The following is a 21,952-nucleotide window of genomic DNA, read 5'->3' on the forward strand; positions in this document are numbered from 1 at the left end:
CGGTTGCTGTTGGAGACGTCGTGGGAGGCGTTGGAGGACGCGGGGATCGATCCGGGTGGGCTGCGGGGCAGTGACACGGGGGTGTTCACGGGCCTCTTCTACCACGATTATCTGCCGTCTCATGGGGTGCCGGAGGAGGTGGAGGGTTACCTCGGTACGGGTGGGACGGGTTCGGTGGCTTCGGGCCGGGTGGCGTACACGCTCGGTTTGGAGGGGCCGGCGGTGACGGTGGACACGGCGTGTTCGTCGTCGTTGGTGGCATTGCATTTGGCGTGTCAGTCGCTGCGGTCGGGTGAGAGTTCGCTGGCGTTGGCGGGTGGTGTGACGGTGATGTCGACGCCGGGGACGTTTATCGATTTCTCCCGGCAGCGGGGTCTGGCTGCCGACGGCCGGTGCAAGGCGTATGCGGAAGGCGCGGACGGCACGGGCTGGGGCGAGGGCGTCGGTGTGCTGGTCGTCGAGCGACTGTCGGACGCCCGCCGCAACGGCCACAAAGTACTGGCCGTGGTAACCGGCACGGCGGTGAACCAAGACGGAGCCAGCAACGGACTTACCGCACCCAATGGGCCTTCCCAACAGCGAGTTGTCCGAGCCGCATTGGCGAGCGCCGGGGTGGGCGCTGATGGCGTGGATGTGGTGGAGGGGCATGGCACGGGGACGCGGTTGGGTGACCCGATCGAGGCCCAGGCGCTGCTCGCGACGTATGGGCAGGGGCGGCCGGCGGACCGGCCGTTGCTGCTCGGCTCGGTGAAGTCCAACATCGGTCATGCCCAGGCGGCGGCGGGTGTCGCGGGTGTGATCAAGATGGTGGCCGCGATGCGGCACGGCGTCGTACCGGCGACGTTGCATGCGGACGAGCCTTCGTCGCGTATCGATTGGGACGCGGGCGCGGTGCGACTCGTGACGGAGGCGGTGCCGTGGCCGGAGACGGGTGAGCGTCCTCGGCGGGCGGGTGTGTCGTCGTTCGGCTTCTCCGGCACGAACGCGCACGTGATTATCGAGCAGGCGCCTCGGGAGACGTCATCGGTCACGGCTTCGGACGAGGGTTCCGATGGCCTGGTGTTGCCGGTGGTGCCGTGGGTGGTGTCGGGGCGTTCGGCGGCGGGGTTGGTGGGTCAGGCGGATCGTCTGGCCGAGTTCGTCCGGCAGCGCCCTGAGGTGGGCGCGGCCGATGTGGGTCGCTCGCTGGTCACGTCGCGAGGAGTGCTGGAGCATCGCGCCGTCGTTCTGGGCACGGACCGGGACGAGCTGGAAGTCGGTCTCAAGGCGTTGGCGGAGGGTCGCGAGGCTCTTGGCGTGGTGTCCGGGATCGCAGGTGGCGCGGGCAAGGTGGGCTTCGTGTTCACCGGCCAGGGTGCTCAGCGCATGGGCATGGGTCAGGGCTTGTATGCGGCGTTCCCGGTGTTCGCCGCAGCCTTCGACGCAGTATGTGCCGGGCTGGCCGAGCACTTGGACGGCTCGCTGGCAGCGGTCATTCGAGGTGAGGGTGAGGAGTCCTGGCCGGGTGGTGGCCGGATTGATGAGACGGTGTGGGCGCAGGCGGGGTTGTTCGCGGTCGAGGTGGCGCTGTTTCGGCTGTTGGAGTCGTGGGGTGTGACTCCGCAGGTGGTGGCGGGCCACTCCATCGGTGAGCTGGCTGCGGCGTATGTGGCGGGGGTGTGGTCGCTGGCGGATGCGTGTGCGGTGGTGGCGGCGCGTGGCCGGCTGATGCAGGAGCTGCCGGTCGGTGGTGCGATGGTGGCCGTCGAGGCGGACGAGCAGCGGGTGCTTGAGGTGATCGCTGGCCGTAGCGGTGTGGGGATCGCGGCGGTCAACGGTCCCAAGGCTGTGGTGATCTCAGGCGTTGAGGACGAGGTCCTGGCGGTGGCGGAGATGCTCGCCGAGGGTGGTGCGCGCACCCGCCGCCTTCGGGTCTCGCACGCTTTCCACTCGCCGTTGATGGAACCGATGTTGGAGGATTTCGCGCGGGTCGTCGAATCCGTCACGTTCCATGCCCCGCGGTTGCCCCTTGTTTCCGCGCTGACCGGCAAGATCGTGGGGGATGAGGTCACCGATCCTTCCTACTGGGTGCGGCATGTGCGTGAGGCGGTCCGCTTTGCCGACGCTGCTTCCGCGTTGCGTGAGCACGGTGTGCGGACGTTCATCGAGATCGGCCCCGACGGCGTGCTGTCAGGCATGGGCCCGCACACCCGTAGCGATGTCGAGGGTGAAGGTGCCGGTGAGTCGTGGTTGCCGGTGTTGCGGCGTGGTCGTGAGGAGTCGCGGGCGCTGTTCACGGCGCTGGCGAAGGTGTTCGTACGCGGAGTGCCCGTCGACTGGGACAAGATCTACGCTCCCACCGGTGCACGCCGGGTCGACCTGCCCACCTACGCCTTCCAACGGCAGCGCTACTGGCTGCCGATCGGTTCCGGTGTCGTGGACGCGGCAGGGCTGGGCCAGTCTCCCGGGCGCCACCCGCTGCTCGGGGCGGTCGTGACGTTGCCGGTAAGCGGGGGCGTGCTGCTGACGGGTCGGTTGTCGCTGTCGGGGCTGCCGTGGTTGGCGGATCATGTGGTGGCCGGGCAGGTGGTCGTGCCGGGTGCCGCGTTGGTCGAGATGGTCGTGCGGGCGGGTGACGAGGCTGGTTGTGGTCGGATCGAGGAACTGCTGATCGAGTCACCGTTGGTCCTCACTGCCACGGCCGGCGTGCGGGTGCAGGTGGCGGTGGAGGGGCCGGACGAGACCGGCCGCCGAGCGGTGGCTGTCTATGCCCAGGCGGAGGATGCCGCGGCTGAGGAGGAGTGGGTGCGGCACGCGGTCGGTGTTCTGGCACCGACCGGACCCGTGGCCGACACCGGCAACGCTTTGACGCAGTGGCCCCCGACCGACGCTGTGCCGGTGGATCTGGAAGGGTTTTACCCGGCGTTGGCTGAGCGCGGGCTCGCCTATGGGCCGGTGTTCCAGGGGGTGTGTGCGGCGTGGCGGCGTGGTGAGGAGTTGTTTGCGGAGGTCGCTTTGCCGGAGGGCGTGGCGGTGTCCGGGTTTGGGGTGCACCCGGCATTGCTGGACGCCGCGCTGCATGTGGCGACCCTGGGGGTTGAGGGCGACGGTTTGGTGCTGCCGTTCGCGTGGGGTGATGTGGTGGTGCATGCCTCGGGTGCGTCGGTGGCTCGGGTGCGGGTGGTTCCGGTCGAGGCCGGCGAGGGTGTGTCGGTGACTCTGGCTGATGCCGGGGGTGGGTTGATCGCGTCGGTGGGTTCGCTGGTGCTGCGGCCATTTGTTGCTGGTGCGGGCTCTGCTGGTGCGTCGCTCTTCGGGGTGGAGTGGGTGCCGGCTGCGGTGGTGGGTGAGCCGGTGGGTGAGTTGGCGGAGCTGGGTGCCGGCGGTGTGGCTGGGCTGGTGGAGTCGGGAGAGGCTCCGCCGGTGGTGGTGTTGCGGGTGGTTCCGGAGGCCGGGTCGGCTGTTGCGGATGCGGCTCGGGCTGTGGCGGTGCGGGTGTTGGGTGTGGTGCGGGAGTGGCTGGCTGCGGAGGAGTTGGCTGGTTCGCGGTTGGTGGTGGTGACCGAGCGGGCGGTTGATGCCGGTGGTTCGCTGGAGGTGGCGGCGAGCTCGGTGTGGGGTTTGGTGCGGGTGGCGCAGTCGGAGCATCCGGGGCGTCTGGTGCTGGCGGATGTGGAGGATCTGTCCGCAGAGGGTGTCGGGGACTGGCTGCGTGCGGGTCTGGCGACGGGTGAGCCGCAGTTCGCGGTGCGGTCAGGGCAGGTGCGGGTTCCCCGCCTGGTCCGTGCGGGTGGGGGCGCGCCGGTTCCGGCGGTGGGTGGTGGCACGGTGTTGGTGACGGGCGCTTCGGGTGCGCTGGGTGGGTTGGTGGCGCGGCATCTGGCGCGCACGGGCCGGGCCGAGCGGCTTCTGCTGTTGTCGCGTCGCGGTATCGAGGCCGCGGGGATGCGGGAGCTGGTGGCCGAGCTGTCCGGGCTGGGTGTCGAGGCGGCGGTGGTGGCGTGTGATGCCGCTGATCGTGAGCGGTTGGCCGTGGTGCTGGAGGGTGTGCCGTTGGCCGGTGTCGTGCATGCCGCCGGTGTCCTGGACGACGGACTGGTCCAGTCGCTGACCGCCGGGCGTCTGGAGGCGGTGTTGCGGCCGAAGGTGGACGCGGCCTGGAATCTGCACGAGCTGACCCGCGACCTGGACCTGCACACGTTCGTGCTGTTCTCGTCCGTCGCCGGTGTCATCGGCAACGCGGGTCAGGCCAATTACGCGGCGGGCAACACCTTCCTGGACGCCCTCGCCGCCCACCGGCGGCACCAGGGGCTGCCTGCGGTATCTGTGGCCTGGGGTGCCTGGGAACGGGGCATGGCCGGCACTCTCACGGACGCCGACCGTCAGCGCATGGCCCGTCAGGGCATCCTCCCCCTGACCGACACGCACGGCCTCGCCCTCCTCGACGCCGCCACGGCCCGCCCCGAACCACTCCTCGTGGCAGCCCAATGGGACCTGACGGCAATACACAGGTCCCGTGAGGTCCCGCCGCTTCTGTCCACGCTCGTCCACACGACACGTTCGGGCCCGCAGGCGCGCCGCATGGTCGGCCAAGCCACCTCCGAGGCGAAGACTGCGCTGCTCGCTCGCCTGTCCGGGCTGACACCGGCCGAACAGCAGGAGAAGCTACGGGACATCGTCGTGACGCAGGCGGCCCTGGTGTTGGGCATGGCCGGTTCGGGTGCCGTCGACTCCTCCCGTTCCTTCCGTGACGTCGGTTTCGACTCCCTCACCGCTGTGGAGCTGCGCGGCCGGCTGAACTACGCCACAGGTCTGCAACTTCCGGCGACAGCGGTGTTCGACTACCCGACCCCCGCCGCGCTGGCGGAGTTTGTTCTCCGCGAGTTGCTGGGTGGGACGGGTGAGGCATCGGCGGGGTCTGCGCTTGCGGTGGCCGGGGGTGGGCTGCCGGTTGATGACGACCCCGTGGTGATCGTGGGTATGGGGTGTCGTTTCCCGGGTGGTGTGTCGTCTCCGGGCGAATTCTGGGAGCTGTTGGAGTCGGGCGGAGACGCGATAGGACCGTTTCCCGCACAGCGCGGGTGGGCCGGAAATCTCCATGACCCGGACCCTGATGCGCCGGGAAAGAGCGTTGCCGAGGAAGGCGGTTTCCTTTACGACGCGGGGGAGTTCGACGCGGAGTTTTTTGGTGTGAGTCCGCGTGAGGCGGTGGCGATGGATCCGCAGCAGCGGTTGCTGTTGGAGACGTCGTGGGAGGCGTTGGAGGACGCGGGGATCGATCCGGGTGGGCTGCGGGGCAGTGACACAGGGGTGTTCACGGGCCTCTTCTACCACGATTATCTGCCGTCTCATGGGGTGCCGGAGGAGGTCGAGGGCTACCTCGGTACGGGTGGGACGGGTTCGGTGGCTTCGGGCCGTGTGGCGTACACGCTGGGTTTGGAGGGGCCGGCGGTGACGGTGGACACGGCGTGTTCGTCGTCGTTGGTGGCGTTGCATTTGGCGTGTCAGTCGCTGCGGTCGGGTGAGAGTTCGCTGGCGTTGGCGGGTGGTGTGACGGTGATGTCGACGCCGGGGACGTTTATCGATTTCTCCCGGCAGCGGGGTCTGGCTGCCGACGGCCGGTGCAAGGCGTATGCGGAAGGCGCGGACGGCACGGGCTGGGGCGAGGGCGTCGGTGTCCTGGTCATCGAGCGGCTGTCGGACGCCCGCCGCAACGGCCACAAGGTCCTCGCGGTGGTCTCCGGCAGCGCGGTGAACCAGGACGGCGCCAGCAACGGCCTCACCGCGCCGAACGGTCCGTCCCAGCAGCGGGTGATCCGCGCCGCACTGGCCAGCGCCGGCCTCACCCCGGCCGATGTGGATGTGGTCGAGGGCCATGGCACGGGGACGCGGTTGGGCGACCCGATCGAGGCCCAGGCGCTCCTCGCGACGTATGGGCAGGGGCGGCCGGCGGACCGGCCGTTGCTGCTGGGCTCGGTGAAGTCCAACATCGGTCACGCCCAGGCGGCGGCCGGTGTCGCGGGGGTCATCAAGATGGTGGCCGCGATGCGGCACGGCGTCGTACCCGCGACACTGCACGTGGGCACCCCGTCGTCACACGTGGACTGGAATGCCGGTGCGGTGCACCTGGCGACCGAGAACATGCCGTGGCCCGACGCGGAGCACCCCCGGCGGGCAGGCGTCTCGTCCTTCGGCTTCTCCGGCACCAACGCGCACGTGATCCTCGAACAGGCCCCCCGTGAGACGCCGACAGTCACGGCTTCGGACGAGGATCCTGCCGGCCTGGTGTTGCCGGTGGTGCCGTGGGTGGTGTCGGGCCGTTCGGCGGCGGGGCTGGTGGGTCAGGCGGACCGTCTGGCCGAGTTCGTTCGCCAGCGCCCCGACGTGGACGCGGCCGATGTGGGCTGGTCACTGGCGTCATCGCGAGGAGTGCTGGAGCACCGCGCCGTCGTTCTCGGCACGGACCGGGACGAGCTGGAAGTCGGCCTCAAGGCGTTGACGGAGAGCCGCGAGGCTCTTGGCGTGGTGACCGGGATCGCGGGCGGTGCGGGCAAGGTGGGCTTCGTGTTCACCGGCCAGGGCGCTCAGCGCATGGGCATGGGCCAGGGCCTGTATGCGGCGTTCCCGGTGTTCGCCGCAGCCTTCGACGCAGTATGTGCCGGGCTGGCCGAGCACCTGGACGGCTCCCTGGCAGCGGTCATTCGAGGTGAGGGCGAGGAGTCCTGGCCGGGTGGTGGCCGCATTGATGAGACGGTGTGGGCGCAGGCGGGGTTGTTCGCGGTCGAGGTGGCACTGTTTCGGCTGTTGGAGTCCTGGGGCGTGACTCCGCAAGCGGTGGCGGGTCACTCGATTGGTGAGCTGGCGGCGGCGTACGTGGCGGGTGTGTGGTCGCTGGCGGACGCGTGTGCGGTGGTGGCCGCGCGTGGCCGGCTGATGCAGGAGCTGCCGAGCGGCGGCGCGATGGTGGCCATCGAAGCGGACGAGAACAAGGTCCTGGCGGCGATCGCTGGCCGTACCGGTGTGGGCATCGCGGCGGTCAACGGCCCCAAAGCCATCGTCATCTCCGGTGCCGAGGACGAGGTCCTGGCAGCAGCGGAGGAACTCGCCCGCAGCGGTGCGCGCACCCGCCGCCTGCGGGTCTCGCACGCTTTCCACTCGCCGTTGATGGAACCGATGCTGGAACGGTTCGCCGAGGTGGTCCGGTCGGTCAGTTACCGGGCACCGCGGTTGACGTTCGTGTCGGCGCTGACCGGCGAGGCCGTCACTCACGAGGTGACGGATCCCGCGTACTGGGTGCGGCACGTCCGCGAAGCGGTCCGCTTCGCCGACGCCGCCTCCGCGCTGCGTGAGCACGGGGTACGGACGTTCATCGAGATCGGCCCCGACGGCATCCTCTCCGGCATGGGCCCCCACACCCGCACCGATACAGAAACCGAAAGCGACACCAACACCAACACCACCACAGACACCGAAGGCCCAGGCCCCGCCGCCGAAGCCTGGCTGCCCGTGCTGCGTCGCGGCCGCGACGAGCCCCGGGCGCTGTTCACGGCCCTGGCCAACGCGTTCGTACGCGGAGTGCCGGTCGGCTGGGACAAGGTCTACGCCCCCACCGGCGCACGCCGGGTCGACCTGCCCACCTACGCCTTCCAACGGCAGCACTACTGGCTGGCCCCGACCACGGGCAGCCGCGCCGAGGACCTCGGTCTGGAGAGCCCGCGCCACCCGCTGCTGGGAGCGGCCGTCGAACTGCCCGCGACCGGCGGGGTGGTGTTGACCGGGCGGCTCGCCGTGTCGACGCAGCCCTGGCTGGCCCAGTCGCTCGTCACGGGGCGGCCGGTGGTGCCTGTCACGGCCCTGGTGGACATGGCGGTGCGCGCCGGTGACGAGACCGACTGCGGGCAGGTCGAGGAGTTCGTCGTCGAGGCGCCCTTGGTACTGCCGGAGCGCGGTGACGTACGCGTGCAGGTGACGGTCGGGGAGGCCGGTCCGGCCGGGCGGCGGGAGGTCGCCGTGTTCGCGCGGGCGGCCGACGGCGAGTGGGTGCGCCATGCGTCCGGTGCCCTGGCCCCGGCCGACGCGGACGGCCGCACCGCCGTGGACACGGCGGACTGGACCGCGCAGTGGCCGCCGGCGGGCGCCCTGGCGGTGGACGTGGACGGGTTGTACGAGGGCTTGGCGGCCGCCGGGCTCGGGTACGGGCCGGTGTTCCACGGGGTGCGCGAGGCGTGGCGGCGCGGCGACGAGCTGTTCGTGGCGATCGCCCTGCCGGACGGCGTGAACACGACCGGCTTCGGGGTGCATCCGGCGCTGCTGGACGCCGCGTTGCACCTCACCGCACTCGATCAAGCCGCCGTCGAGGGCCCGTCGCTGCCGCTCCTCTGGAGTGGTGTGCACGTGTACGCGTCGGACGCGGTGGCGGCCCGGGTGCGGGTGGCGCCGTCGGCCTCGGGCGAGGGCGTGGCGGTGATGCTCGTCGACGCGGCCGGACAGCCGATCGCCTCCGTGGCATCGGTGGTACCGGCGCCGCTCGCCCCCGGAGCTCTCGACCGTGCCGCGGGACCGGTCCGTGACGGGCTCTTCCGCGTGGAGTGGGTTCCGACCGCCGCGGCGGAGGGCGCAGGTGAGCCGGGCCGCACATGGGCCGTGCTCGGTGAGGACGGCCGACTGGGCGTGCCCGGCGCGGCGGTGTACGCGGACGTCGCCCGGCTGGTCGCGGCGGTCGAGGCGGGCGCGGCGGTACCGGACGTGGTGGTGGCGGCCTGCCGCGTCCCCGGCCCCGGACACGGCGACACCCCACCCGCCGCGCATCCCGTCGACACCACTGCCCTCACCGGAACCGCGGCCGACCGCCTGGAAGACGCCGCGCGGAGCGCCGCCCTCCGCGTCCTGGAGGTCGTCCGGGAGTGGCTCGCCGCCGGTGTGCTGGACGGGTCGCGGCTCGTGGTGGTCACGGAGCGCGGCGTGGACACGGGGCCGGGCGTGGGCGTGCGCATGGACAGCGCGGGCGTCACGGGGCTGGTGCGCGCGGCGGCGGGTGAGCACCCGGAGCGGATCGTGCTGGCCGACGTGGCGGTGCTCGAAGGCTCCGGTCCGCTCGTCGTGGCCGGGACCGCTCTGGGCGAGCCCGAGTTCGCGGTACGGGACGGGCAGTTGTGGGTACGGCGGCTCGCGCACGCGGCCGGGGACGGACTGCCGGTGCCGGAGGGGACCCACTGGCGGCTCGGGGTCTCCGAGCGCGGCGCGGTCGAGAACCTCGTGCTCGCGGAGCACGAGGACGGCCGGCGGCCGCTGGCGGCCGGCGAGCTCCGGGTGGCGGTGCGCGCGGCCGGCGTGAACTTCCACGACGTGCTGAACGTGCTGGGCGAGTACCCCGGTGAGGCCGGGCCGCTGGGTCTCGAAGGCACCGGCGTCGTCCTGGAGACCGGGCCGGGCGTGGTCGAACCGGCGGTCGGCGACACGGTGATGGGGCTGCTGCCGGGTGCGTTCGGGACCGTGGCGGTGGCCGATGCGCGCACCGTGACGCGGGTGCCGGCGGGCTGGTCGCCGGCGGAGGCCGCCGGTGCGCCGATGGCGTTCCTGACCGCGTACCACGCGCTGGTGGAGCTGGCCGGGCTGCGTCGCGGCGAGCGGGTGCTGATCCACGCCGCCGCGGGCGGAGTGGGGATGGCCGCCGTGCGGGTGGCCCGGCACCTGGGCGCGGAGGTGTACGCGACGGCGTCGCCGTCGAAGTGGCCCGCGCTGCGTGAACTGGGGCTGGACGCGCGGCACGTGGCGTCGTCGCGGACGGCCGAGTTCGAGGAGGCGTTCCGGGCGGAGTCCGGTGGGCGCGGGATGGACGTGGTGCTGAACTCCCTGACGGGCGAGTCCGTGGACGCCTCCCTGCGGCTGGTACGTCCCGGCGGGCGGTTCGTCGAGCTGGGCAAGGCCGACGTACGTGACCCCGGCCGGATCGAGCGAGACCACCGGATCACCTATCTCCCGTGTGATCTGCTGCTGAAGGACCCGGGCGCGATCGGCGGCATGCTGTCGTCCCTGTCGGAGCTGTTCGCGACGGGCGCGCTGGCGCCGTTGCCGGTGACGTGCTGGGACGTGCGGCGTGCGGTGGACGCCTTCCGGTTCGTGGGCCGGGCCCGGCAGGTGGGCAAGGTCGTGCTGACCGTTCCCGCGCCGGCCGGCCGGGCGGGCACGGTCCTGGTGACGGGTGCGTCCGGCGCGCTGGGCGGCCTGGTCGCCCGGCACCTGGCGGCGACCGGGCGGGCGCGGCGCGTGCTGCTGGCCTCGCGGCGCGGCATGGGGGCGTCGGGGATGCCGGAACTCGTCGCCGAGCTGGCCGGCTCCGGCACGAGCGTGCGGGTCGTGGCCTGCGACGTGGCCGACCGGGACCAACTGGCCCAGGTCATCGCCGGAGTGTCACCGGCGGCACCGCTGACCGGGGTCGTCCACACGGCGGGCGTCCTCGACGACGGCGTCGTCCAGGCGCTGACCCCGGACCGCCTCCGGCACGTCATGCGGCCCAAGGCCGACGCGGCGTGGCACCTGCACGAGCTGACCCGCCACCTGGACCTCGACACCTTCACCCTCTTCTCCTCGGTGGCCGGGGTCTGGGGCACCCCGGGGCAGGCCAACTACGCGGCGGGCAACACCTTCCTGGACGCCCTCGCCGCCCACCGGCGGCACCAGGGCCTGGCCGCCGTGTCACTGGCGTGGGGCCCGTGGGAGCAGGGCATGGCCGGCGGACTGGCGGACGCCGAGCGGCAGCGCATGGGCCGCCAGGGCCTGCGGCCGCTGACCGCACCCGACGGGCTCGCCCTGCTGGACGCGGCCGCGGACCGCACGGATCCGCTGCTGGTGACGGCCCGCCTCGACCTGCCCGCGCTGCGGCGTCTCGGGAGTGCCGTCCCCGCCCTGGTGACCGGCCTCGTCCGGCCCGGCCGGCGCACCGCCGCGGGGACGGGCCCGCAGACGGGCGGGGACGCGGCGAACCGGTGGGCCGCGCTGCCGCCCGAGCAACTCGACGGCGCGCTCCTGGACCTGGTCCTGACCCAGGCGGCACTCGTGCTCGGGCGGCCCGGCCCGGAGTCCATCGAGGCCGGCAGGTACTTCCGCCAGCTCGGATTCGACTCGCTGACCGCGCTGCAGTTCCGCAACCGGGTCAGCGCCGCCCTGGGGCTGCGACTGCCCGCCGCCGTGGTCTTCGACTACCCCACCCCCGCCGAGCTCGCCGGCTATCTCCGGGAGCGGGTCGCGGAGCTGGAAATCGACTACGAGCCGGTGCTCGGCGAACTCGACAAGCTCAAGTCCCTGCTCTCCGCGATAGTTCAGCGCGGCGGAAAGAAGGTGAAGATCATGAGCCGTCTGGAGGTCCTCGTGGAGGAGTTCCGCGACGCGTCCGCCGAGGGGGACGGCGCCCCCGATGTCGAGGACATCAGCGGGGCGACGGACGACGAGATCTTCGATCTCATCGACAAGGAACTGGGCATCTAGGTGGCCGGGCGGACCGGGGAAGTCCTGTGGAGCCCGTGGACTGGTGAGGGAGCGACGTGATGAATTCCGCGAACGGGACGACGCCCGCGGAACGGGGTGATGACGCGGGAGTCGCTCTCGGGGAGCTCGGTGAACTCGGGGAGCTCAGGGAGCTCGGTGAGCTCGAAGATCACCGAGACCCCCGGCGCCACCGAGACCCCGAGCACCTCGGGGACCTCCGAGACCCCGGGAACCTCGGGGGTCACGGCAACCACGGGAACTTCGGGGGTCACGGGGACCTCGGCGACCCCGGCGACCCCGGCGACCCCAGCGACCCCGGACAAGACGCCCAGCAGCCACCCGAACCGCCCGCGCCAGGCACCCCCCTCCACGCGCAGCACAACCCCTCCCTGGCGTTCGCCGTCGACGGCCGCCTGGACGAGGCCCGGCTCGCCGAGGCGCTGGCCGTGGTGGTGCGGCGCCACGAGGCGCTGCGCGCCGTCCGCCGCGCCGACGGCGCCCGGCCGGCCGGGCACGTGGTCGACCCGGACGCGTTCCGGATCGACGTCGTGCGGATCGACGTGCCGGGCGAGCCCGGTGCGGACGACCTCGCCGCCGTGACCGACGCCCCGTTCGGCCCGGACGGCGGACCGCCGCTGAGAGCCGCGCTCTTCCGCGCCCCCGGCATGGACGTCTGCTGCGTCACGGCACGCCCCCCGGCCTTCGACGAGGTACCCGCGTCCGTCTTCCTCGAAGAGCTGGTGGCCGCGTACGAGGACGGGGCCGAAAGCCCGCGGGAGCCCCTGCCGCCGGTGCCCGGCCCGGCCCCGGCGCCGCCGAGCGAGGAGAGCCTCGCCTTCTGGCGCGAGCAGCTCGCCGGTACGGACCCCGACGCCCTGGAGCTGTCGTGCGTCGCGCCCGAGCGGGACCGGCCGGCGCCGTCGGCGGTGGCGCATGTCGACCGCGTCCTGCCACCGCCTACGGTGGCCGCGCTCCGCGGTCTCGCCGGTGAACTCGCCACCACGGAGACCGCGGTCCTGCTCGCCGCGTACTACGCGCTGCTGGAGGCGCACGGGGCCGGACCCGACCTCGTCGTCGGCACCCCCCTCGACGTCCGGCCGGAGCACGCCGCCCGCACGATCGGCCACCGCACCGCCCACGTGCCGCTGCGGCTGCGCGTGGACCGGCGCGAGAGCGTCGGCGACCTGGTGCGCCGCAGTGGCGAGCGCCTCCTGACGGCCGCGGCACACGCCGACGCGGCCGTGGACGCGTACGCGGACCTCGTGCCCGTGCCGCGGTCCGGCCCGCGGCCGCTGCCGTTCCGGCACGTCTTCGCTCATCAAACGGGCGAAGAAGAGCGGGAGTTCACCGTGGACGGGCTCACGGCCCGGCCGTATCCCGTCACCGGCGGCGACCCGGGCCGGTTCGACCTGCACCTCCGCGCCACCTCGGCGGACGACGGCATCCGGCTGCGGGCCGCCTTCCGCACCGAGCTCTTCGACCGGTCCGGTGCCGAACTGCTGCTGGCGCGGTACGAGGCGGTGCTGTCCTCGTTCACGGACGACCCGGGCCGAGCCGTGGGGGACGTCCCCTGGTGGAGCACGCGCGACCACGAGATCATCGCGGCGGCGAACGACACGGCCCGGCCCGTCCCCTTCGCCTCGGTCCTCGACGCCGTCCACGCGCACGCCCTCCGGTCGCCCGACGCCGTGGCCGTGGTGGACGGCGACCGGTCGGTCGGCTACGGGCGGCTGTGGAGCGCCGCCCACGCCATGAGCGCCCTCATCCGGGACGCCGGCATCGGCGCGGGCGACGTGGTGGCGACGGCCCTGCCGCGCGGACCCGAACTGGTCGCGGCGGTACTCGGGACATGGCTGGCGGGCGCCGCGTACCTGCCCGTCGACGCGGCGCACCCCGAGGAGCGGATCCGCTACCAGCTCTCCGACTCGGGCGCGAAACTGCTCGTGGCGGACGAGGACTCGGCGCGCTTCGCCGCCGACGGCCTCGCGGTGCTGACCGCGCCGGCGGTCGACACCGCCCCGGACCCGGAACCGGAACCGGTCCGTACTCCGCCCGCCCCGGTGGACCCGGCGTCCCGCGCCTACCTGATCTACACCTCGGGTTCGACCGGCCGGCCGAAGGGGACCCAGATCCACCACGGTGCCCTCGCCAACGTGGCCGCGCACTTCACCGAGCAGCTGGGGGCCTCGCCCGGTGACACGATGCTGTGGACGACGACGTTCGCGTTCGACATGTCCGGCATCGAACTGCACGTGCCGCTGGTCTCCGGCGGCCGGCTGGTGGCCGCCCCGGACGCGGCCAGGAGCGACGGCCGGGTCCTGCGGGAGCTGCTGGAGCGGTACGAGGTGCGGTTCGTCGAGGCGACGCCGACGACCTGGCGCCTCGTCATCGACCGGGTGGCGGACCGCCTGCGGGGCCGCGGCGTCATCGTGGGCGGCGAGCCCGTACCGGTTCCCCTGGCCCGGCGGCTCGTGGCCGCCGGCTGCGTGCTGCACCACGCCTACGGGCCCACGGAGACGACCATCTGGTCGACGTCACGCGTCGTCACCGAAGAACCGGCGGGCCGCCTCGACGTCGGACGGCCGATCCGCAACACCCGCGTTCACGTGGTCGATCCGTACGACCGCGAACTGCCCGTCGGCGTCCGCGGGGAACTCTGCATCTCGGGCACCGGCGTGGCGATCGGGTACCACGGCCGGCCGGAGCTCGACGCCCTGCGCTTCGGCGAGCACGCGGAGTACGGCCGCTTCTACCGCACGGGCGACCTGGCCTGCTGGCGGGCGGACGGAACCCTCGCCCTGTTCGGCCGCGGCGACCGGCAGGTCAAGCTGCGCGGGAACCGCATCGAGCTCGGCGAGATCGAGTCGGTGCTCCTCGCGCACCCCGGCGTCGGCGCCGCCGCGGTGGTCATGGTCGGCGACCCGACGTCGGACGCCGTGCTCGTCGGCTGCCTGGAGCCGGCCGCCGGTCCGCTCGACACCGCGGACGTCTGGACGTACGCCCGGTCCCGGCTGACCCGGACGATGCTCCCGGCCGACCTGATCACGGTCGCCCCCCTGCCGGTCAACGCCAGCGGGAAGGTCGACTACCCCGCGCTGGAGCGGATGGTGGCCGACCGGCGCGCGGAACCCGCCCCGGCCCTGCCGTCCCGCCCGGAGCCGGAGGAGCTGACGGCCCGGCTGACCCGGCTGTGGCGCGACCTCCTCCGGCGCGAGGACGTCGACGCCGACACGGACTTCTTCGCGTACGGCGGGAACTCCATGCTGGCCGCCGTGGCGATGCAGGAACTCCAGAACATGAGCGGTGTGTCGCTCGGTCTCACCGAGGTCTTCGAGCGGCGCACCCCGAGGGCACTGGCCGCCCGGGCCTGCGCCCCGGAAGGGCGGGAGGAGGCGGCGGCCACGGACGAGGCGGCGGCCGCGGGCTGAGGCGCCTGGCCCGGCGCGACTCCGCCGGAGTCCATCCCGGGCCCGGCCCATCCCCTTCCGGCTCATCCCGGGCCCGGCTCATCCCCTTCCGGCCCATCCCGGGCCCGGCCCATCCCGGCCTGCCCCGGCCGCTACGCCGTCCCGTGCTCGCCGTCGGTCAGGGCGAGGAACACGTCCTCCAGCGTTGCCTGTTCGACGCGGAGCTGCTCCGGCTCGACGGCCTGGCGGGCCAGTTCCGACGTGACCGCCAACACCGCGCCGGTGGTGCCGGTGACCGTCACCCGGTCGCCCTCGCGGGTCACCCCGGTCACGTCGGGCAGCCGCCCCAGTGGCCCCTCGTCGAGGGGCGCGGACGGGCGGAAGGTGATCCGGGTGTCGCTCCGAACGCGGTCGATCAGCCCGGACGGTGTGCCGACCGTCGCCACCCGGCCCTCGCTGAGCAGGGCGACCCGGTCGCAGAGCCACTCGGCTTCCTCCATGGAGGGCGTGGCGAGGAGGATGGTGACCCCGCTGGCGCGGACGCCCTCGATCAGCTCCCACGTGTCGTGCCGGGCCCGCGGGCCGAGGCCCGTGGTGAGCTCGTCGAAGACCGCCACCTGCGGGTTGCCGACCGCGTGCAGCGCGTCCGCCAGGCGCTGCTCCCGGACCTCGGGCGACGCGGCCAAGGGCGCCCCGGCCTCGTCGACGGGCGCGAGGAGCGCCCCCACGAGCCGGTCCCAGTCGGCGGGGTCGCGGTAGAAGCAGCTGTAGAGCGACAGGGCCTCGGCGACCCACGGCCGGTCGGGCGGCCCGCCGCGCCGGAGCCGGCCCTCCAGCCGCCGGGTGATCCCGGCGCGCTGCGCGTGGGGGTCGCGGCCGAGCACGCGGATCTCCCCGCCGTCGCGTCCGCGCAGCCCCTCGATGCATTCCAGGGCCGTGGTCTTGCCCGAGCCGGCCGGGCCGACGAGCCCGAAGATCTCGCCTTCCTCGACGGTGAAGGAGACGTCGTCGACCGCCACCAGGTCGCCGGACTCCTTCCGGAGGTTTCGCACTTCGATCACTACGGGCACGTTCTCGTCCTTCCGTGTGCTGGTCGCTTGACGTCCCCCGATGCGGCCCCGTGCCCGTGCACAGCCCATCAGGGTGCGATCACGGAGAGTAACGGAGCGTGACCTGCGGAGGCCGCCGCCTTCCGGGCGGCCGGCCGGGCTCGTGCCGGGGCCGCCCGGGGCGGGCCCCGTGGCTGTTCCACGCGTGTGCCCGGGAGGGGCGTGTGCTATTACCGGTCGGTCGGCGCGCCGGCGCCGAGGTAGGCGAGGACCGCCCGGACCCGGCGGTTGGTGTCGTCGTCGGTGGCGAGGCCGAGCTTGGCGAAGATCGTGGTCGTGTACTTGCTGATGGCGCCCTCGCTGAGGAACAGCCGGGCCGCGATCGCCGTGTTGGAGAGGCCCTCGGCCATCAGCGCCAGCACCGAGCGCTCCCGCTCGGTGAGCGTGGCGAGCGGATCGGCCCGCAGGGGCCGGCCGAGGAGCTTCGCCACGACCGTCGGATCGAGTGCCGTGCCGCCGTCGGCGACGCGGCTCAGCGCGTCCATGAACTGGGCGGCGTCCAGGACGCGGTCCTTGAGCTGGTAGCCGACGCCGCCGTGCCCGTCGGCGAGCAACTCGCGCGCGTACAACTGCTCCACGTGCTGCGAGAGGATGAGCACGGGCAGTCCGGGGATCTCGCGGCGGGCGGCGAGGGCCGCCTGGAGCCCCTCGTCGGAGAACGTCGGCGGCAACCGGACGTCCACGATCGCCGCGTCCGGCTTCAGGGTGAGCAGCGCGTCGAGCGTGGCGGGCCCCGAGTCGACCGCCGCGACCACGGTGTGGCCGTGCGCCTCGACGATGCGGACCATCCCGTCGCGCAGCAGGAACAGGTCTTCGGCTACGACAACGCGCATGGCACCGCCACAGTGATGTGAGTGGGTCCCCCGAGGGGGCTGTCGATCTCCAGGCGGCCGTTGAAGGCCGCCATCCGGCGCTCGATCCCGCGCAGCCCCGAGCCCGCCGACGCGGCGGCTCCGCCGATCCCGTCGTCCGTGACCGTCGCGGAGAGCGTCTGCCGTGTGTAGCCGAACTCGACCGTCACCTTGGAGGCTTCGGCGTGCTTGGCGACGTTCGCCATCAACTCGGCGACGGCGAAGTAGACGGCCGACTCGACGGGGCGCTCGACCCGGGAGGGCACCGTGCTGTGCACGGTGATCTCGACGGGGGCGTCCAGCGCCAGGGCCCGGACGGCGTCCACCAGGCCGCGCTCGGCCAGCACGGGCGGGTTGATGCCGCGGACCAGCGAGCGCAGTTCGGCGAGCGCGGTCGCCGAGGCGTTGCGGGCCTCGGCGAGAAGCGCCTTCGCCGCGGCGGGGTCGGTGTCGACGAGCTGTTCCGCGGCCCCCACCGACATGCCCATGGCGAGCAGCCGGGCCTGGGTGCCGTCGTGCAGGTCCCGTTCGATGCGCTCCAGTTCGGCCGCCTGGGTCAGGGTCAGGTCCGCCTGGATGGCCTCCAGTTCCTTCACCCGCCTGCCGAGCCAGGAGCGCGGGATCGGGCCGAGGAAGCGGCGTGCGAGGGGCCCGAAGAGCCGCCACGCGAACGGGGCGCCGGCCAGCGCCGCGACGATCAGGGCGACGCCGTACCCGACCTGGCCCGGCGCCACCACCAGGTAGACGCCGGTGCCGAGCCCGAGCAGCGGCAGGGCCGAGACCGGCAGCACGGTCACTCCGGCGACCATGCCCCACAGCCCGTCCCAGTGCAGTTGGGGGTCGTGGAAGCGGGCGTGCACCCGCGCCCGGCGGCGCGCTTCCCGCTCGGACCGGTGGTACTCGTGGCCGTCCCACCAGTAGCCCGTCGACATCCGGCTGACCTGGGGGACGGAGCGGTAGGTGACCTCCAGCCGCTCGCCCAGCCAGCGTTCCGCGCAGCGGCGTCCGGCCTTGGCGAGGGGGCGGCTGGTCAGCGGGTGGACGACCCAGACGGCCACGGCGATCCACAGGGCCACCATCAGGGTCTGCCCGAGACCCACCAGCGCCCGGACGGCCAGCGGAGCGCTCAGCCCCTCGGACCAGGAGCCGACCACGTGGGCGCCGCCGAGCCCGACGGTCAGGCACACCGCCGGCATCAGCAGGGTCAGCCCGGTCAGCACCGCCGACCGGTACAACCCCCGTACGATCTCGACCCACCAGCGCAGTGGACCGCCTCCCGCGGGCAGCCTCATCCGTCTGATCCTTTCGCCACGACGCCATTCTGCCAGCCGGGAATCGATGGACCCGACCACTGTGAAGAACGTAGGGCCCGGAAGGGGCGGGCCGGTATCCCGCTACGCCCCGCGGGCGGTGGGGCTAGCCCCACCGCCGGGGAGCGCCGGGGGCGGGAGCGGATCGGGAGGTGCCGAGGGGGAGTGGGGCTGGGCCCACCCGCGACGGGGCGTAGCGGGATACCGGGAGTGGGCCAGGGTGGCTTACGTTCTCCGGCGTCGGCTGTCCTCGCGGACGTGGCGGAGCTCCCGCGACGGCGTGCGGCGGACCGCCGCCGGCCCCTCGTCCCCTGCGGATCAGTGCAGCCCGGAACGGAGCGTTCCGGCGTCCACGCGTCAGACGTCAGGAGATCCCCATGTCCCGCACCGCACGTGCCGTCGCCTGTGTCGCCGCGCTCGCCCTCCCGCTGGCGGCGGTGGCCGGCTGCGGACCCGACGACGTCGACGCGCGCTGCGCGAAGGACTCGTGCACCCTGCACGCGCGCTCCGGGACGTCGATCGAGATCGGGCACCTCGCACTGGACGTCAAAGAGGTGAGCGACAGCTATGTGAAGCTCGGTTCCCATGGTGTGAGCCTGAAACTGGTCAAGGGGCTGGATCTGCGGCTGGGGAGCCACCGGCTGCACCTGGCCGGCACGGAGGGCGGCACGGCGGACATCGAGGTCTCGTAGGAACGCGCCCGCCCGGCGTCGGGAGAGGCCCGGCCCGGACGACCGACAGCCGCCCTGTCCCCGGAGAGGTGTCCGGGACGGGGCGGCTGCCGGCGTGGCGCGGCCGAGCCGGGGGAACTCTAGCCGCGCGTGCGGAAGGGGTCGTGGGTGAGACGACCCCCGTCGTGGCTCTGGTCGGCGCCGTGTCCGGGCCCGTCGTCGCCGGGCGCCCGTTCCACGGCGCGGTCCCCGTGCCCCGGCCACCACGCGGCGTGGCCGATCAGGGCGGTGAGGCTCGGGGTGAAGAACATCGACATGACGAAGGCGGCGATCGCGATGCCGAACGAGACGGCGAAGCCCATCTCCGTGAGCAGCGCGTTGCCCGCCAGCATCATCGTGGCGAAGGTCGCCGCCAGGATGAAGCCGGCCGCGGCCACCGTCGGACCCGCGTGCCGCAGCGCCATCCCGGCCGCCTCGCGCGGGCTCCGGCCCTCCCGGGCCTCCTCGCGAAGCCGGGCGATCATGAGGATGTTGTAGTCCGTGCCGATGGCGACCACGAAGAGGTACATGATCACCGGGAGCATGAACATCAGCCCCGAGTGGCCCTGGACTTCCTGGAAGAGCCACACGGTGGCGCCGAGGGTCGCTCCGAAGCCGAGGCCCACGGAGGCGATCAGGTACCAGGGGGCGACGACGCTGCGCAGGAGCAGCCCCAGGATGACCATGATCAGGAGGGCGGCGACGGGGAACACGGTCCGGTAGTCGTGGCCGACGGCGGTGTCGATGTCCTTGAAGATCGAGGACATGCCCCCGACGACAGCCTCGGTTCCCTCCGGAGCGTTGGCGTGCGCGACGTCGCGCACCTTGCCCACGGTGTCGATCGCCTTGTCCGACGCCGCCTCGTACTTGAGGGTGACGGTGAAGTCGGCGGTGGTGCCCGCCTTTTCGACCATGGACAGCCGGGCGTTCGCGACGCCGTCCACGGCGCCGAGCTTCTCCGCGTACGCGGCGAAGGCCGATGTGTCGAGCGGCTTGCCGTCGGTGCTGGACAGGTAGACGTCCGTCGGCGCGGCGGTGCCCGCCGAGTACGCCTGTTTCATCTCGTCCTTGACGACCATGGACTCCTTGGACTTGGGCATGGAGCCCGAGGACAGGTCGAACGTGGCCTGGTAGCCGAACAGCCCGAGCGACAGCACGACGAGGACCAGCCCCGACAGGGAGGCGACCAGCGCCGGGCGCCGTCGCACCCCGCGGCCGAGGGCGGCGAACCGCGCGCCGTCCGGCTCCCGCTTCCATGCCTTGGAGGGCCAGAAGATCCTCGGCCCGATGAGGGAGACCACGGCCGGGATCAGCGTCAGGCCCGCGAGGAGTGTGGCGGCGACCGCGATGGCGAGCGCCGGTCCCATCTGCCGCAGGAAGCCGAGCGTGGAGAGCACCAGCGCGAGGAAGGCGATGATGACGGCTCCGGCGGCGCAGGCGATGGCCTCGCCGACCCGGCCCACCGCGTTGATCATGGCCTGTTTGGGTTCGTCGCCGGCGCGCAGGCACTCCCGGTAACGGAACATCAGGAAGAGGAAGTAGTCCGTACCGACCCCGAACAGCACGACGATGAGGATCACCGAGATCGAGCTGTTGGCCTGGAGGTCGAACAGCTTCGTCGCGTATGCGATCAGCCCGTTGGCGACGGCGGAGACGAGGCCGATCAGGATCAGCGGCAGCACGGCCAGGATCGGCGCCCGGAAGATGATCAGCAGGGTCACCAGGATGATGACGAAGGTGCCGAAGCCGATCAGCTTCTCGCCGCGCTTGGACGAGTCCTGCTGGTCGAGGGCCTCCGCGGCGGGGCCGCCGAGCTTGACGTCGAGCCGCGTTCCCTTGGCCAGCTCCTTGACGTCCTCACGCAACTCCTTCGCCGCGTCGGACTGTTCGGGCTTGCCGGCGCTCGCGTCGTCCATCTGGACGAGGGTCATCGCGTACTTGCCGTCCTTGGACGGCGGGCCGACGACGACCTTCTGCACCTGGTCGATCTTCTTGGCGCCCAGCGCGGCGGTGATCCGGGCGACGTCCTTCTTGTCGGCGGCGGTCAGCTCGCCGCCGTCGCTCCGCCGGTACAGCGCGGTGGCGGTCGGGGTGAAGGAACTGGGGAACGCCTTGTCCTGGATGTCCGCCGCTTTGATGGACTCGTAACTCTTGGGCAGGAAACTGCTCTCGTCGCTGTTCGACGGCAGGCTCGGTGCCGTGGCGACGATGGCGACCGCGGCGATCAGCCACGCCAGGATCGTCCAGACGGGATGCCGGACGACGGCGGTCCCTATGCGTCGGAACATGCGGAAGGGTCCTCCTGATCGGGAAGGTCACCGGAGCGCCGGGGGCACCCGCGGCGCGGCCGGCCCCGGCCGGCCCCACCGCGGGCCGGCCGACCGGACGGGTTGCGGCGGGGTCCTCAAGCGGCCTTGGGGAACGCGGTGCGCAGCGCGGCACCCCGGACGATGACCGCGGCGAAGACCAGGGCCACGGCGGACACACCCTGCATCACGGCGAACCACGCCGGGCAGAGCCCGGGGATCAGGTCGACGGCGACGATGGCGATCGGCAGGATGACGGTCAGGGCGCTCAGGCGCTCGTACGCCCGCCGCGAGCCCTTCGAGACGTCGACGGCCATCCGGTGGATCAGCGGGGCGACCGCGAGCAGGATGGCGGACCGCACCCACATGAACGTGGACACCGAGTGGTCGCTGAGCGCCATCGCGGCGACCGTGCCCAGGACGATGGCGCTGACGGTGCCGTAGAGCACGATGCACTTCTTCAGCGTGCCGACGGCCTCCTGGACTCGCTCCGTGCTGAGCTGCGCTTCCTCGACCCGCAGTTCGGTGGTCTTTCCCATGGCTTTCTTCCTCCGTCTCGTGGTGAAGACGACGTTACGGAGCGCGCGAGCGGCGCGGTATGGGTCTGACCGTACGGCTGGGTGGGTCCAGACCCACCCCCGCCGACCAGCCGTTTTGCCTCCGCTGTCGCCGTACGCGCGGAGGGCGCCACGCACGGTGTCCCCCTGGCCGGGAGGCTCGGGGAGCGTTCGGGGCGGCGCGCCGTGAGGTCATGGGCGGGCGGCGCCGTTCGGCGCCGGGCGGTGCGGGACGGGGG

At 72.7% G+C, this 21,952-nt stretch carries 8 protein-coding genes; 3 read left to right on the forward strand and 5 right to left on the reverse strand.

The features are described 5' to 3' along the window. Window positions 1–11,463, forward strand: an 11,463-nt coding sequence (locus tag ACSNOK_RS14865) for an SDR family NAD(P)-dependent oxidoreductase (protein WP_436781129.1), incomplete at its 5' end; no start/stop codon positions are given. Window positions 11,464–11,522: 59 nt separating this feature from the next. Continuing rightward, window positions 11,523–14,891, forward strand: coding sequence for a non-ribosomal peptide synthetase (locus tag ACSNOK_RS14870; RefSeq protein ID WP_436781130.1), 3,369 nt, complete (start codon window positions 11,523–11,525; stop codon window positions 14,889–14,891). Window positions 14,892–15,022: 131 nt separating this feature from the next. Here ACSNOK_RS14870 and ACSNOK_RS14875 read toward each other — a convergent pair whose 3' ends face one another. From ACSNOK_RS14875 to ACSNOK_RS14885, 3 genes are all read right to left on the reverse strand, one after another. Then, window positions 15,023–15,931 (reverse strand): ATP-binding cassette domain-containing protein, encoded by a 909-nt coding sequence (locus ACSNOK_RS14875; protein WP_436781131.1) that lies wholly within the window; start codon window positions 15,929–15,931, stop codon window positions 15,023–15,025. Window positions 15,932–16,149: 218 nt separating this feature from the next. Further along, window positions 16,150–16,812, reverse strand: coding sequence for a response regulator transcription factor (locus tag ACSNOK_RS14880; RefSeq protein WP_436781132.1), 663 nt, complete (start codon window positions 16,810–16,812; stop codon window positions 16,150–16,152). Beyond that, complete coding sequence (locus ACSNOK_RS14885) at window positions 16,797–18,122, reverse strand: sensor histidine kinase (RefSeq protein WP_436781133.1); 1,326 nt, start codon at window positions 18,120–18,122, stop codon at window positions 16,797–16,799. The genes ACSNOK_RS14880 and ACSNOK_RS14885 overlap by 16 nt, the downstream gene beginning before the upstream one ends. Before the next feature lie 395 nt (window positions 18,123–18,517). Between ACSNOK_RS14885 and ACSNOK_RS14890 the strand changes: the two genes are divergently transcribed. Continuing rightward, a complete protein-coding gene (locus tag ACSNOK_RS14890; RefSeq protein ID WP_436781134.1) occupies window positions 18,518–18,832 on the forward strand; it encodes a hypothetical protein in 315 nt (104 codons plus the stop codon). A 119-nt stretch (window positions 18,833–18,951) separates the two neighbouring features. Here the strand turns inward: ACSNOK_RS14890 and ACSNOK_RS14895 are convergent, their stop codons facing one another. Continuing rightward, window positions 18,952–21,138 carry an MMPL family transporter gene (locus ACSNOK_RS14895; protein WP_436781135.1) on the reverse strand — a complete coding sequence of 729 codons (2,187 nt, stop codon included), beginning with the start codon at window positions 21,136–21,138 and terminating at the stop codon, window positions 18,952–18,954. Between the two features lie 116 nt (window positions 21,139–21,254). After that, window positions 21,255–21,695, reverse strand: coding sequence for a hypothetical protein (locus ACSNOK_RS14900; RefSeq protein ID WP_436781136.1), 441 nt, complete (start codon window positions 21,693–21,695; stop codon window positions 21,255–21,257). Window positions 21,696–21,952: the final 257 nt, after the last annotated feature.

It is taken from the genome of Streptomyces sp. URMC 126 (genome assembly GCF_051386555.1).
Lineage (GTDB): Bacteria > Actinomycetota > Actinomycetes > Streptomycetales > Streptomycetaceae > Streptomyces.

What these genes read in the sequence shown, in the direction of transcription:
- ACSNOK_RS14885 (WP_436781133.1), bottom strand. Translation starts at nt 18,122, where the DNA reads ATGAGGCTGCCCGCGGGAGGCGGTCCACTGCGCTGGTGGGTCGAGATC.
- ACSNOK_RS14895 (WP_436781135.1), bottom strand. Translation starts at nt 21,138, where the DNA reads ATGTTCCGACGCATAGGGACCGCCGTCGTCCGGCATCCCGTCTGGACG.
- ACSNOK_RS14880 (WP_436781132.1), bottom strand. Translation starts at nt 16,812, where the DNA reads ATGCGCGTTGTCGTAGCCGAAGACCTGTTCCTGCTGCGCGACGGGATG.
- ACSNOK_RS14900 (WP_436781136.1), bottom strand. Translation starts at nt 21,695, where the DNA reads ATGGGAAAGACCACCGAACTGCGGGTCGAGGAAGCGCAGCTCAGCACG.
- ACSNOK_RS14890 (WP_436781134.1), top strand. Translation starts at nt 18,518, where the DNA reads ATGTCCCGCACCGCACGTGCCGTCGCCTGTGTCGCCGCGCTCGCCCTC.
- ACSNOK_RS14870 (WP_436781130.1), top strand. Translation starts at nt 11,523, where the DNA reads ATGAATTCCGCGAACGGGACGACGCCCGCGGAACGGGGTGATGACGCG.